The 12,327-nt window shown below is 73.5% G+C and carries 10 protein-coding genes; 5 read left to right on the top strand and 5 right to left on the bottom strand.

What is annotated here, in order from left to right; translation table 11 throughout:
- The first annotated feature begins 42 nt into the window (after positions 1–42).
- Entirely contained in the window at positions 43–2,298 is a 2,256-nt protein-coding gene (locus tag OG435_RS17140; RefSeq protein ID WP_266877711.1) for an MMPL family transporter, read from the top strand.
- A gap of 44 nt (positions 2,299–2,342) precedes the next feature.
- Here OG435_RS17140 and OG435_RS17135 read toward each other — a convergent pair whose 3' ends face one another.
- From OG435_RS17135 to OG435_RS17120, 4 genes are all read right to left on the bottom strand, one after another.
- Entirely contained in the window at positions 2,343–2,543 is a 201-nt protein-coding gene (locus tag OG435_RS17135; RefSeq protein ID WP_266877710.1) for a helix-turn-helix transcriptional regulator, read from the bottom strand.
- A gap of 258 nt (positions 2,544–2,801) precedes the next feature.
- Complete coding sequence (locus OG435_RS17130) at positions 2,802–3,338, bottom strand: GNAT family N-acetyltransferase (RefSeq protein ID WP_266877709.1); 537 nt, start codon at positions 3,336–3,338, stop codon at positions 2,802–2,804.
- 33 nt (positions 3,339–3,371) lie between these two features.
- On the bottom strand, positions 3,372–4,385 hold the full coding sequence (locus OG435_RS17125; protein ID WP_266877708.1) for a Gfo/Idh/MocA family protein: 1,014 nt from the start codon (positions 4,383–4,385) through the stop codon (positions 3,372–3,374).
- A gap of 53 nt (positions 4,386–4,438) precedes the next feature.
- Positions 4,439–5,353, bottom strand: a complete 915-nt coding sequence (locus OG435_RS17120; protein WP_266877707.1) for a sugar phosphate isomerase/epimerase family protein — start codon at positions 5,351–5,353, stop codon at positions 4,439–4,441.
- Positions 5,354–5,419: 66 nt separating this feature from the next.
- Here OG435_RS17120 and iolC point away from each other — a divergent pair, with 66 nt between their 5' ends.
- From iolC to OG435_RS17100, 4 genes are read left to right on the top strand one after another with little or no spacing between them, the layout of a single operon-like run.
- Complete coding sequence (gene iolC, locus OG435_RS17115; protein ID WP_266877706.1) at positions 5,420–6,526, top strand: 5-dehydro-2-deoxygluconokinase; 1,107 nt, start codon at positions 5,420–5,422, stop codon at positions 6,524–6,526.
- Positions 6,510–7,577 (top strand): 5-deoxy-glucuronate isomerase, encoded by a 1,068-nt coding sequence (gene iolB, locus OG435_RS17110; RefSeq protein WP_266877705.1) that lies wholly within the window; start codon positions 6,510–6,512, stop codon positions 7,575–7,577. Before iolC ends, iolB begins: the two co-directional genes overlap by 17 nt.
- A complete protein-coding gene (iolD, locus tag OG435_RS17105; protein ID WP_266877704.1) occupies positions 7,574–9,454 on the top strand; it encodes a 3D-(3,5/4)-trihydroxycyclohexane-1,2-dione acylhydrolase (decyclizing) in 1,881 nt (626 codons plus the stop codon). Before iolB ends, iolD begins: the two co-directional genes overlap by 4 nt.
- Before the next feature lie 11 nt (positions 9,455–9,465).
- Entirely contained in the window at positions 9,466–10,965 is a 1,500-nt protein-coding gene (locus OG435_RS17100; protein ID WP_266877703.1) for a CoA-acylating methylmalonate-semialdehyde dehydrogenase, read from the top strand.
- Positions 10,966–11,046: 81 nt separating this feature from the next.
- Here OG435_RS17100 and OG435_RS17095 read toward each other — a convergent pair whose 3' ends face one another.
- Positions 11,047–12,270: a hypothetical protein gene (locus OG435_RS17095; RefSeq protein WP_266877702.1), complete on the bottom strand. Its 1,224-nt coding sequence runs from the start codon at positions 12,268–12,270 to the stop codon at positions 11,047–11,049.
- Positions 12,271–12,327 lie beyond the last annotated feature (57 nt).

Genomic DNA, 12,327 nt, shown 5'->3' with positions numbered 1-12,327 from the left:
GTCTAAGTGGCCTGGCAATCACGGTGAAGGGGACACCGAGACATGTCCGAAGTCAAGAAACCGCCGTCGCCTGGGGAGGGCGGCCGGTGGACCGGGCTCGTCACCACACGGCCGCGGCTCTCGCTGCTGCTCGCCCTCGTGGTCACGGCCCTGGCCGTCTTCGCCGGCGGAGGCGTCGCCGACCGTCTGGGGAGCGGGGGCTGGGAGGCGCCCGATGCCCGCTCCACCTATGCCACCAAGGCGCTGGAACGCGAGTTCCCGGGCTCCCAGCCCAATCTGCTGCTGCTCGTCGAAGCCGGGGCGGCCGGGACGGCCGGGGTGGACGATCCGGCCGTCGCCGCCGAGGCCGAGCGGCTGACGGCGCGGCTCGCCGCCGAACAGGGCGTGACCGGGGTGGGCTCGTACTGGCGGACCGGCTTGCCCACCCTGCGCTCCGAGGACGGCCGGCAGGCCCTGATCGCCGCCCGCGTGCCGGGTGATGAGAAGACGGCCAACGCCGTCGTGGACCGGATCGTCCCGAACTACCGCGGCGAGCACGGACCGCTGACGGTGTCCATCGGCGGCCCGGCCGCCGTCCAGCGCGAGGTGACCTCCACCATCCAGGAGGACCTGCTGCGCGCAGAGCTGATCGCCCTGCCCGTGACGCTCGTCCTGCTCATCCTCGTCTTCGGCAGCGCCGTCGCGGCCCTGCTGCCCCTCGGGGTCGGCATCATCGCCATCATCGGGACCAATGCCGTGCTGCGCGGGCTCACCGAGTTCACCGACGTCTCCGTCTTCGCGCAGAACCTGACCACCGCCCTGGGGCTCGGCCTCGCCGTCGACTACGCCCTGTTCATCGTGCGGAGGTTCCGCGAGGAACTGGCCGCCGGGCGCGACCCGGTGGCCGCCGTCGGAGTCACCCTGCGCACCGCCGGACGGACGGTCCTGTTCTCGGCGCTGACCGTGGCCGTCGCCCTCTCGGCCATGCTCTTCTTCCCGATGTACTTCCTGCGCTCCTTCGCCTACGCCGGAGTCGCGGTGGTCCTGCTCGCCGCGGCGGCCGCGCTCATCGTGCTGCCCGCGGCGCTCGTGCTGCTCGGGGAGCGGGTCAACTCCTTCGACCTGCGCCGGCTGTGGCGCCGGTCCGGGCCGGGCGGAAGCGATCCGGCCGGTGCCGGTGCCGGGGGTGGGGGTGGGCGGGGCTGGGCCCGGCTGACCGGCCTGGTGATGCGCCGCGCCCCGCTGTTCGCCGTGGCCACCACGGCCGGGCTGCTGCTCCTGGGACTGCCCTTCCTCGGCGTGAAGTTCGGCACCGTGGACGACCGGCAGCTGCCGGCCACCGCCGAATCCCACGTGGTGCAGCAGCACATCCGCGAAGGCTTCCCGGGCAGCCCCGGCGGAGCCCTGACCGTACTGACCGAGGGGGCCTCCGGCCCCGCCGAACTCGACGCCTACAAGAAGCGGGTGGAAGCCCTGCCCGGGGTGGTGGGGGTGGAAGGGCCGGTGAGTTCGCCGGCCGGCACCGGATACGCCTACTTCTCGGTGCTCACCGGGGGAGAGGAAGTGGGTGAGAAGGCCCAGGACCTCGTGGGCCTGGTCAGGGCGGTGGACGCGCCCTTCGACACCGCCGTGACCGGACAGGCCGCGGTGCTCGTCGACGCCCGCGACGCCATAGCCGAGAAACTGCCCCTGGCCCTGGCCGTCGTGGTGCTGGCCACGCTGCTCCTGGTCTTCCTGCTCACCGGAAGCCTGCTGATACCCGTCCAGGCCGTACTGCTCAACGCGCTGAGCCTGACGGCGATGTTCGGGGCGGTGGTGTGGGTGTTCCAGGAGGGCCACCTCTCCGGACTGCTCTCCTTCACCTCAACCGGAGACATCGAGACCACCCTGCCGGTGCTGATGTTCTGCATCGCCTTCGGACTCTCCATGGACTACGGGGTGTTCCTCATATCCCGGATCAAGGAGGAGTACGACCGGACCGGGGACCACGAGGGCGCGGTGCGCGCCGGGCTGACCCGCACGGGTGGGCTGATCACCGCGGCCGCCGTGATCCTGGCGGTGGTGATGGTCGCCATCGGCAGCTCGCGGGTGACCAACACCAAGATGCTGGGCCTGGGGATCGCGCTGGCCGTACTCATGGACGCGATGGTCGTGCGGAGCCTGCTGGTGCCGGCGGTGATGAAGCTGACCGGGAAGGCCACCTGGTGGGCGCCGGCGCCGCTGCGCAGACTGCACGAACGCATCGGGCTGAGCGAGGGGGAGCCGGCGCCGGCCGTCGAGCGGCCCGAACCCGAGCCGGTGCCCGCCGGGAGCCGCTAGCGGACGGGGCCCGGGAGGGTCCCGTCCCTGGACCGGACGCCGCGTCAGTCCTCGCGGCGTCCGCGGTTGCCGGGCCGCCGTGCCACCCAGGCGCGGATGGTGTCGGCGTACCAGAAGGGCTTGCCGCCCTCCACGTGGTCGGGTGCGGGCAGCAGCCCGTGCTTGCGGTAGGAGCGCACCGTGTCCGGCTGGACCCGGATGTGAGCGGCGATCTCCTTGTACGACCACAGCTGTCGGTCGCTCATCCTCGACACCTCCTTGTCCACGCCGCGGGGCCGGCCGGGAGGCCGTCGGGGGAGCCGGCGCGTGGACACTGACGATCACTCAGGTTGTGCCCGGGGAACGACGCAGGGTGAGGTCAGGGGAGGGGCTGTCGTCCGGCTGTGACGGAAGACCCGCGTAATGCGGACATGTGTGACACCCCGACGACCCCCGTGACACAGGTGGCACACAGGGCGCGGGCGGGCATCCCCGGTCGTGCCCCGCTCACCCCGGTCGCCGCGCTACATCGGGAGGGAGAGCAGCCGTACCGGCCCCGAGGGCCAGATCGCGTCGTCGTGCAGCGGGATCACCATGGTGCGCAGCGGCATGGCGACCAAGCGGTCTCCGGGTTGCTCGACGAGGACGTCCTCGTCGAGCAGGAGCCATCCGAGGCGCTCGTACAGCGGAACGAGCGGCGGTCGGCAGAACAGGAGCGCGTGCCGCGGGCCCATCGTGCGTGCGTGGCGCAGTGCGGCCGCGAGGACGAGCCGCGCCAGCCCGCGACCCCGTACGTCGGGTGCGACCGCCACTCCTCCGACGCCCACCACCTCGCTCTCGGCGGCGCCGACCGCGACGGGCAGCCGGAGCAGGCCCGCGTGGGCCAGCAGCCGGTCCCCGGACGTGACGCCGAAGTGTTCCTCCTTGGGCAGCCACGTCAAGCCGGCCGCGCTCACACCGAACGGGTCGGCGCCGCCACCGAGGATCTCGTCCTGTTCCGTTTTCGTGTACCGGGAAAGTCGCGTCGCGACCGGGATCGCGGAGGAAGGTATCTCGGGCATTCCCCCATGATGCCCCGTCGGCCGGAGACCGGATCAGCGGTACAGGGAGGGGCGTTCGGTCAGTTCGACCGGGGTCCGTGCGCCGCTGCGGGCCGCGGTGAGGCCCGCCTCGGAGACGGCCGCCGCCGCGTAGCCGTCCCACGCGTCGGGGCCGTCCACCAGCCCCCGCGCGGCCGCGGTGACCCAGCGGCGGAGCTGGCGGTCGTAGGCGTCGGCGAAGCGGACCGTGAAGTCCTGGTCGATCTCCCCGCCCCACCGGCCCGCCGACTGGACGACCATCGCGTGACCGTCGCCGATCCGGGCGCTGCCGGACTCGCCGACCGCCTCGCACTGCACCTGGTAGCCGAAGCCGCAGTTGACGAAGATCTCCACGTCCACGACGGCTCCGCCCGAGGTCTCCATGAGGACCAGCCGGGGGTCCTGCAGTCCCTCGCGGGCGGCCGAGGTGGGCGTCGGCGAGAGCACGGTCACCGCGGTGATCTCCTGGCCCAGCAGCCAGCGGGCCGCGTCCACCTCGTGCACCACCGAATCGCTGATCAGCATCTCGCTGGTGAAGAAGGACGGCGAGGAGGCGTTGCGGTGCCGGCAGTGCAGGAACAGCGGCCGGCCGATGCCGCCCGCGTCGAGCAGCTCCTTGAGACGCGCGTACTCGGCGTCGTAGCGCCGCATGAAGCCGACCTGGACGAGCCGGCGGCCCAGCCGGGCCTCCGCCTCCATGATCCGCAGGGCGCCCGCGGGATCGGGGGTCAGCGGCTTCTCGCAGAGCACGGGCAGCCGCCGTTCCAGCGCGTGCAGGATCGCTTCCTCATGGGCGGGCCCGGGTGAGGCGATCAGTACGGCGTCCACCCCGGGCGCCGCTATCGCGGCCGCCGGATCGGTGTGCGCGCTCGCCCCCTCCAGACCGGCCGCGACCTCCTTGACCCGGTCCCCGTCCGGGTCGGCCACGGCCACCACCCGGGCCCCGCCGACGGTCCGGCCGAAGCGGCGGACGTGGTCGGATCCCATCTTCCCGGTACCGATGACGGCGATGCCGAGCGTGCTGGTCATGTTTCTGCTCCTCCACGAGGGTGCGTACGGCGGTTGCGGTCGGCGCGCACGGTTCAGCGGGCGCCGCAGGAGCGCAGGTGGGCGCGGGTGCGGCGGGCGATCGGCAGCGGCCGGTCGGGCGGGCACGGGTACATGTCCTGCTCCACGATCGCGAACAGGTCCACCCCGAGCTGCTCGGCGGCCGCCAGCACCGGTTCCAGCGCGGGTACCCCCGCCGGCGGCTCGCACATCACCCCGCGGGCCACGGCCGGCCCGAAGGGGACCTGGTCCCGGACGACTTCGGCGAGGATCCGCGGGTCGACCTGCTTGAGGTGGAGGTAGCCGATCCGCTCGCCGAAGGTCTCGACGGCCCGGACGCTGTCGCCGCCGCAGTACGCGTAGTGCCCCGTGTCCAGGCAGAGGGAGACCAGTGCGGGATCGGTGGCGTCGAGGAAGCGCGCCACGTTCCCGGGGGTGTCGATGTGGGTGTCCGCGTGCGGATGGACGACGATCCGCAGCCCGTACTCGTCCTGGACCCGCTTCCCCAGCCGCTCGGTCTGCGTGGTCAGTTGGCGCCAGCCCTCCGGGGTGAGGGTGCGGTCCTCCAGCACCTCGCCGGTCTTGTCGTCCCGCCAGAAGGACGGGATCACGACGAGGTGCGCCGCGCCCATGGCCCGGGTGAGCTCCGCGATCCGCGACACGTGCTCCCAGGTGGCCTCCCACACGGCGGGCCCGTGATGGAGTCCGGTGAAGACGGTTCCCGCGGAGACCCGCAGACCGCGCGCGGCGACCTCGGCGGCGAGCCGGACGGGATCGGTGGGCAGATAGCCGTAGGGGCCGAGCTCGATCCACTCGTACCCGGCTTCGGCGACCTCGTCGAGGAACCGCTCCCACGGGGTCTGCCGGGGATCGTCGGGGAACCAGACCCCCCAGGAGTCCGGAGCCGAACCGACGCGGATACGGGTCAACGCGGGCGGTGAGGACGTCATACGGCCACCTTAGGGTGCGAGGCTCTGAGGTACGGGGAGCACTCGGTCGGGAGGATTGGTGTGGTGATGGCTGCGGATCCGTTGGCGTTCGACCTGATCACGATGGGGCGGATCGGGGTGGATCTCTACCCCCTGAAGGCGGGCGTACCGCTCGGCGAGGCGGACACCTTCGGGAAGTTCCTGGGCGGCTCCCCGACCAACGTCGCCGTCGCCGCTGCCCGGTTGGGCCGGCGGACGGCGGTGATCACCCGGACCGGCGCGGACCCCTTCGGCGCGTATCTCCGGGCGGAGCTGCGCGGGTTCGGGGTGGACGACCGGTGGGCCGGGGAGGTGGCGGCCTATCCGACGCCGGTCACCTTCTGCGAGATCTTCCCGCCGGACGATTTCCCGCTGTACTTCTACCGGTACCCGAAGGCGCCCGACCTGGAGATCGCCGCGGACGAGCTCGACCTCGACGCGGTGCGCGCGGCGCGGGTGTTCTGGATGACCGGTACGGGGCTCAGCGCGGAGCCGAGCCGCGCGGCGACGCTGGCGGCGCTGGAGGCGCGCGGCAGGAGCCCGCTCACGGTGTTCGACCTGGACTGGCGCCCGATGCTGTGGCCCTCCGGGGAGGGGGCGGTGGCCGGAGCGGTGCCCGGGGGCCGGGCCGCCGGGCCGGAGGCCGGAGCCGGGGCCGGGTCGGTGACCGAAGTCCGGGCCGCCGGGCCGGAGGCCGGAGCCGGGGCCGGGTCGGTGACCGAAGTCCGGGCCGCCGGGCCGGGGGAGTGGTACCGCCGGGCGCTGTCCCTCGCCACCGTGGCCGTGGGCAACGCCGAGGAGTGCGCGATCGCCACCGGCGAGACCGAGCCGTACGCGGCGGCGCGGGCGCTGCTCGCGGCCGGGGTGGAGCTGGCGGTCGTGAAGCGGGGCCCGGCGGGCGTGCTGGCCGCCCACCGGGACGGGACGGTGGTGGAGGCCGCGCCGGTGCCCGTGACGGTCGTCAACGGCCTGGGCGCGGGGGACGCCTTCGGCGGGGCCCTGTGCCACGGGCTGCTCGCGGGATGGGAGTTGGAGCGGGTGATCGGCTACGCGAACGCGGCCGGGGCGATCGTGGCCTCGCGGCTGGCGTGCTCGACGGCGATGCCGTTCGCCGAGGAAGTGGAGGAGGTGCTCGGCCGTGCCGGTGCTGTCTGAGTGGGCGATGGACTGGACGAGGCTGCTCGTGCTCGAGCTCGCGCCGGGGGAGGTGTACGCGCACCCGTGCGGGGAGTCGGAGTGGATCGTGCTCCCGCTCGCGGGGGCGTGCGAGGTCCGCTGCGCGGAGCCTTCCCCCACCCCGCCCCTTCCCGAAACCGGGGGCGCCGCCCCCGGCCCCCCGCCCCGGGGCTCCGCCCCGGACCCCCGAGCCTCGAACGCCGGCGCGGCCGGGGTGGCCGCTGCGCGGCAACCCGGCCTGCCAGGGCGCGCGGTGGGTCACCCGTACGGGAAGGCTGACGCCGGCCACAATCCAGCCCCTCCGGCGTTTGAGGAGCGGGGTCCGGAGCGGAGCCCCGGGAGCGGACCGCAGGTCTTCCGACTTCGGGGGCGGCGCGGGGTGTTCGACGGCCCCACCGACTTCGCCTACCTCCCCCGGGACGGGCACGCCGAGGTCACTTCCACCGGCGGCGGCCGCTTCGCGCTCGTCGGCGCCCGCTGCGAGCAGCGGCTGCCCGCGCGGTACGGTCCCGCCGCGGAGGTTCCCGTAGAGCTGCGCGGAGCGGGGCAGTGCTCCCGGCAGGTCAACAACTTCGCCGCCGCCGGGGTCTTCGACTGCGACCGGCTCATCGCCGTGGAGGTGCTCACGCCCGGCGGCAACTGGTCCTCGTACCCGCCCCACAAGCACGACGAGCACCACCCCGGCGTGGAATCCCGGCTGGAGGAGATCTACTACTACGAGATCGCCCCGCACGGGGACACGCCCGGCCTCGGCTATCAGCGTGTCAGCCCCTCCCCGGCGGGGAAGACCGACATCCTCACCGAGGTGAGGAGCGGTGACGCGGTCCTCATCCCGGACGGCTGGCACGGTCCCTCCATCGCCGCGCCCGGCCACGCCATGTACTACCTCAACGTCATGGCGGGACCCGGCGCGACCCGGGAGTGGCTCATCCGGGACCACCCCGACCACGGGTGGATCCGCTCCACCTGGACCGGCCAGGACGTCGACCCCCGGCTGCCGTTCCACCACCGAGCGGAGGATCCCGCATGACGCACACCGTCCGGCTCACCGTCGCGCAGGCCCTCGTCCGCTTCCTCGCCCGGCAGTACACCGAGCGCGACGGACAGCGCCGTCGGCTCATCGCCGCCACCTGGGGGATCTTCGGGCACGGGAACGTCGCCGGCATCGGCCAGGCCCTGCTGGAGAGCGGCCGTGCGGAGATGCCGTTCCTCCAGGGCCGCAACGAGCAGGCCATGGTGCACGCCGCCGTCGGGTACGCGCGGCAGAGCGGGCGGCTGTCCGCGCACGCCGTCACCACCTCCATCGGACCCGGCGCCACCAACCTCGTCACCGGGGCCGCCCTCGCCACCATCAACCGGATCCCGGTGCTCCTGCTGCCCGGGGACGCCTTCGCGACCCGGCCCGCCGACCCCGTGCTCCAGCAGTTGGAGGTCCCTCATGCGGGTGATGTCTCCGTCAACGACACCCTGCGGCCGGTGTCCCGGTACTTCGACCGCGTCACCCGGCCCGAGGCCCTGATCCCCGCCGCGCTCCAAGCCGTACGGGTGCTCACCGACCCCGTGAGCAGCGGCGCCGTCACGCTCGCGCTGCCCCAGGACGTACAGGCCGAGGCGTACGACTGGCCGGAGGAGTTCTTCGCCGAGCGGGTGTGGGGCGTACGCCGCCCCCGCCCCGACCGGACCGAGCTCGCGGCGGCCGCCCGGGCCGTACGGGGCTCCGCGCGGCCGCTGATCATCGCCGGCGGCGGGATCCGGCACAGCGCGGCGGGCGCGGCCCTGGCGCGGTTCGCCGAGGCCACGGGGATCCCGGTGGCCTCCACCCAGGCCGGCAAGGGGGCCCTGCCGTGGGACCACCCCGCCGACGTGGGCGGGATCGGGCACACCGGCACGGCCACCGCCGACGCGCTGGCCCGCGAAGCCGATCTGGTGATCGCCGCCGGGACCCGGCTGACCGACTTCACCACCGCCTCCGCGACGCTGTTCCAGCACCCCGGCGTGCGGTTCCTCGGGCTCAACCTCGACCCGTACGACGCCCACAAGCTCGCCGCCCGCCCCCTGGTCTGCGATGCGCGGGAGGGCCTGGAGAAACTCCTGGCCGAGGTCGCCGGGTACCGGGTGGACCCCCCGTACGAGGCGGCGTACAAAGAAGGGAAGAGGGCGTGGGAGCGGCTGGTCGACGGGGCCTACGCCGCTCCCGACGAGGACTCCGTCCCGACGCAGGCACAGGTGCTGGGTCTGCTGGACGAGGTCGTCGACGGTGACGACATCCTGATCAATGCCGCCGGTTCGCTCCCCGGGGACCTGCACAAGCTGTGGCGGGCCCGTTCCGCGGACCAGTACCACGTCGAATACGGGTACTCCTGCATGGGATACGAGATCCCCGCCGCCATCGGCACCGCGCTGGCCGCCCCCGGCCGCCCGGTGTGGGCGCTGGTCGGCGACGGGACGTACCTGATGAACCCGACCGAGATCGTCACCGCCGTGCAGGAGGGGATCCCGGTCAGGCTGGTGATCCTCGACAACCACGGGTACGCCTCGATCGGCGGCCTCTCGGACGCGGTGGGCGCCGAGGGGTTCGGTACCGCCTACCGCTTCCGGGCGGTGGACGGTTCGTACAGCGGTGCGCCGCTGCCGCTGGACCTGGCGGCCAACGCGGCCTCCCTCGGGATGGCCGTGATCCGCCCCCGCACCATCGGTGACCTGCGCAAAGCCCTCGCCGAGGCGCGGGCGGCGGACCGTCCCACATGTGTCTACGCGCAGACCCGAACACCCGACACTGTGTCGGGCCCGCCTCCCGCACAGGCATGGTGGGATGTCCCTGTGGCCGAGACCGCGACCCGTGCGTCGGCGGCCCTGGCCCGAGAAGAGTACGACCGGCAAGCCGCGCAGCGACGTCGCCATCTGTGAAGGAGTTAGGCATGAAGACCGTCAACCACTGGATCGGTGGCAAGACCGTCGAGGGCGCGTCGGGCAACTACGGCCCGGTCACCGACCCCGCCACCGGCGAGGTCACCACGCAGGTCGCCCTCGCGTCCGCCGACGAGGTCGACGCGGCCGTACAGGTCGCCAAGGAGGCGTTCCTGTCCTGGGGGCAGTCCTCCCTGGCCGCCCGCACCAAGGTGCTGTTCGCCTACCGCGCCCTGCTGGACGCCAACCGCGACGCGATCGCCGAGCTGATCGTCGCCGAGCACGGCAAGGTGCACTCCGACGCGCTGGGCGAGGTCGCCCGCGGCCTGGAGATCGTCGAGCTGGCCTGCGGGATCACCGTGCAGCTCAAGGGCGAGCTGTCCACCTCGGTGTCCAACCGCGTGGACGTCTCCTCGATCCGCCAGCCGATCGGCGTGGTCGCCGGCATCACCCCGTTCAACTTCCCGGCGATGGTGCCGATGTGGATGTTCCCGCTGGCCGTGGCCTGCGGCAACACCTTCATCCTCAAGCCGAGCGAGAAGGACCCCTCGGCCTCCACGCTGCTGGCGCAGCTGGCGAGCCAGGCCGGTCTGCCGGCGGGCGTGCTGAACGTGGTCCACGGTGACAAGGTCGCCGTCGACGCGCTCCTGTCGCACCCCGACGTCGCGGCCGTCTCCTTCGTGGGCTCGACCCCGATCGCCCGCCACATCCACACCACCGCCTCCGCCAACGGCAAGCGCGTACAGGCCCTGGGCGGCGCCAAGAACCACATGCTGGTGCTGCCGGACGCCGACCTGGACGCCGCCGCGGACGCCGCCGTCTCGGCCGCCTACGGTTCGGCCGGCGAGCGCTGCATGGCCATCTCCGCGGTCGTGGCCGTCGGCTCCATCGGCGACACCCTCGTCGAGAAGATCCGCGAGCGCGCCGAGAAGATCAAGATCGGCCCCGGCAACGACCCGGCCTCCGAGATGGGCCCGCTGATCACCGCCGCCCACCGCGACAAGGTCGCCTCGTACGTGACGGGCGCGGCCGCGCAGGGCGCCGACGTGGTCCTGGACGGCACCGGCTACACGGTGGAGGGCAACGAGAACGGCCACTGGATCGGCCTCTCGCTGCTGGACAACGTCAAGACCGACTCCGACGCCTACCGCGACGAGATCTTCGGCCCGGTGCTCTGCGTGCTGCGCGTGGACACCTACGAGGAGGGCGTGGCGCTCATGAACGCCTCGCCGTTCGGCAACGGCACCGCCATCTTCACCCGTGACGGCGGCGCCGCCCGGCGCTTCCAGCTGGAGATCGAGGCGGGCATGGTCGGCGTCAACGTGCCGATCCCGGTGCCGGTGGGCTACCACTCCTTCGGTGGCTGGAAGGACTCGCTCTTCGGCGACCTGCACATCTACGGCAACGACGGCATCCAGTTCTACACCCGGGGCAAGGTCGTCACGACCCGCTGGCCCGACCCGTCGGACGCCCCGGCCGGCGTGGACCTCGGTTTCCCGCGGAACCACTGACCGCCCGGTCCCGTACGCCCAGCAGGACCGCTCGCCCCCCCGCAACCCTCACCGCGGGGGCGGGCCCGTTTCCGGCCGGGCTCAGAACAGCGACCAGACGTCCGCCGCAGCGGTCCGCGACCAGAGGGGGTCGCCGTGTCCGTACCCCGGGACGACGGCGAAGCGGACGCGGCGCGGCTGCGGGCCCTCGCCCACTCGGATCAGGCGGGCGCCGCGCGAGTGGTCGCCGCGGCCCAGTTCGCTGTTGATCCACACCACTTCGGCGGAGATCCGCTCCCAGTCGATCGCGTACGTCTTCCCCTCGCCCGCCCAGACCGCGGCCAGGTCCCGCAGCAGGGCGTCCGGGATCAGCCCGCTGCCGAGGGCGGCGGTGGCCGCGTGCCAGGTGGCGAGCGTGGTGTGGGCGAGGGCGAAGCGGTCCGCGGCCGGGGTGGCCCCGAAGGAGTACGAGCCCGCGGCATGGCCCTGCGTGTAGATCCAGTTCGCCGGGCCGGGCAGCAGGGAGGTGCGGACCAGCACGAAGTGGGCGAGCCCGGCGTGGGTGAAGCGGAGCTCCGGGTCCGGGGGCCAGGGGACCTCCGAGGAGCCGGCCGGATCCGTGACCGCCCGGGCGAGCACCGCCGCCAGACCCGGGTCCGTCGCGTACGAGCCCCGCTCGATCCGGGCCTCGTACGCGGTCCGGGTCTGGGCCGCCCGTACGGCCAGGTCGCCGGAGTAGGGGCCGGTCGTGTCCAGGGCCACCACCCGGGTCAGGCGGGGCGAGTCGTCGTGCGAGGCCGCGTCCAGGGCGAGCAGGGCCCCGGCGGAGTGCCCGACGTACTGGTACGGCAGCCCGAACGCCCCGTCCAGCGCCTCCACGACGGAGGCCAGATCCCGGCGGTGCGCCGCGAGCCCCCAGTCGGGCCCGATGTCCTGCGCGGTCGCGGCGTCCTCGCGCGGGGTGACGCCGACGACGAGCAGGCCCTCGCGGCGCATCCGGTGGACGAGGTTCAGGTCGGACGGGGTGAAGAAGCAGGAGCCGAAGTTCAGCCCGCCTCCCGGCAGGAGGTACGCGATCCCGCGCGGGGTCCGCCGGGTGTCCGCGACCACGTCCACCGTGACGGGGGCCGGACCGCCGTCGTCGAGCGGGAGCGTGAGCCGGATCCAGCCGTCCCCCGGGACGTACACCGCGGTGCCCGTGCCCAGCGTCCGCTCGACGAGGGTCAGCAGCCCGATCCCCGCGGCGGCGGGATCCGCCGGCGGGCCTGCGGGAACGGTTCCGTACGCCGGCCGGCCGGTCCCCGCTTCGCCGTGCTGTCGTGCCATGTGTGGTGCCCCCCCCCGGCGCCTTCGCCTGCCCGGCGATGGCCGGATGCCGTCACC

Source organism: Streptomyces sp. NBC_01264 (genome assembly GCF_026340675.1).
In the GTDB taxonomy this organism is placed as follows: Bacteria; Actinomycetota; Actinomycetes; order Streptomycetales; family Streptomycetaceae; genus Streptomyces.
The sequence above is the reverse complement of the archived record's forward strand: the minus strand, read 5'-3'. Positions and strand labels throughout refer to the sequence as shown.

What these genes read in the sequence shown, in the direction of transcription:
- OG435_RS17140 (WP_266877711.1), top strand. Translation starts at nt 43, where the DNA reads ATGTCCGAAGTCAAGAAACCGCCGTCGCCTGGGGAGGGCGGCCGGTGG.
- OG435_RS17135 (WP_266877710.1), bottom strand. Translation starts at nt 2,543, where the DNA reads ATGAGCGACCGACAGCTGTGGTCGTACAAGGAGATCGCCGCTCACATC.
- OG435_RS17130 (WP_266877709.1), bottom strand. Translation starts at nt 3,338, where the DNA reads ATGCCCGAGATACCTTCCTCCGCGATCCCGGTCGCGACGCGACTTTCC.
- OG435_RS17125 (WP_266877708.1), bottom strand. Translation starts at nt 4,385, where the DNA reads ATGACCAGCACGCTCGGCATCGCCGTCATCGGTACCGGGAAGATGGGA.
- OG435_RS17120 (WP_266877707.1), bottom strand. Translation starts at nt 5,353, where the DNA reads ATGACGTCCTCACCGCCCGCGTTGACCCGTATCCGCGTCGGTTCGGCT.
- iolC (WP_266877706.1), top strand. Translation starts at nt 5,420, where the DNA reads ATGGCTGCGGATCCGTTGGCGTTCGACCTGATCACGATGGGGCGGATC.
- iolD (WP_266877704.1), top strand. Translation starts at nt 7,574, where the DNA reads ATGACGCACACCGTCCGGCTCACCGTCGCGCAGGCCCTCGTCCGCTTC.
- OG435_RS17100 (WP_266877703.1), top strand. Translation starts at nt 9,466, where the DNA reads ATGAAGACCGTCAACCACTGGATCGGTGGCAAGACCGTCGAGGGCGCG.
- OG435_RS17095 (WP_266877702.1), bottom strand. Translation starts at nt 12,270, where the DNA reads ATGGCACGACAGCACGGCGAAGCGGGGACCGGCCGGCCGGCGTACGGA.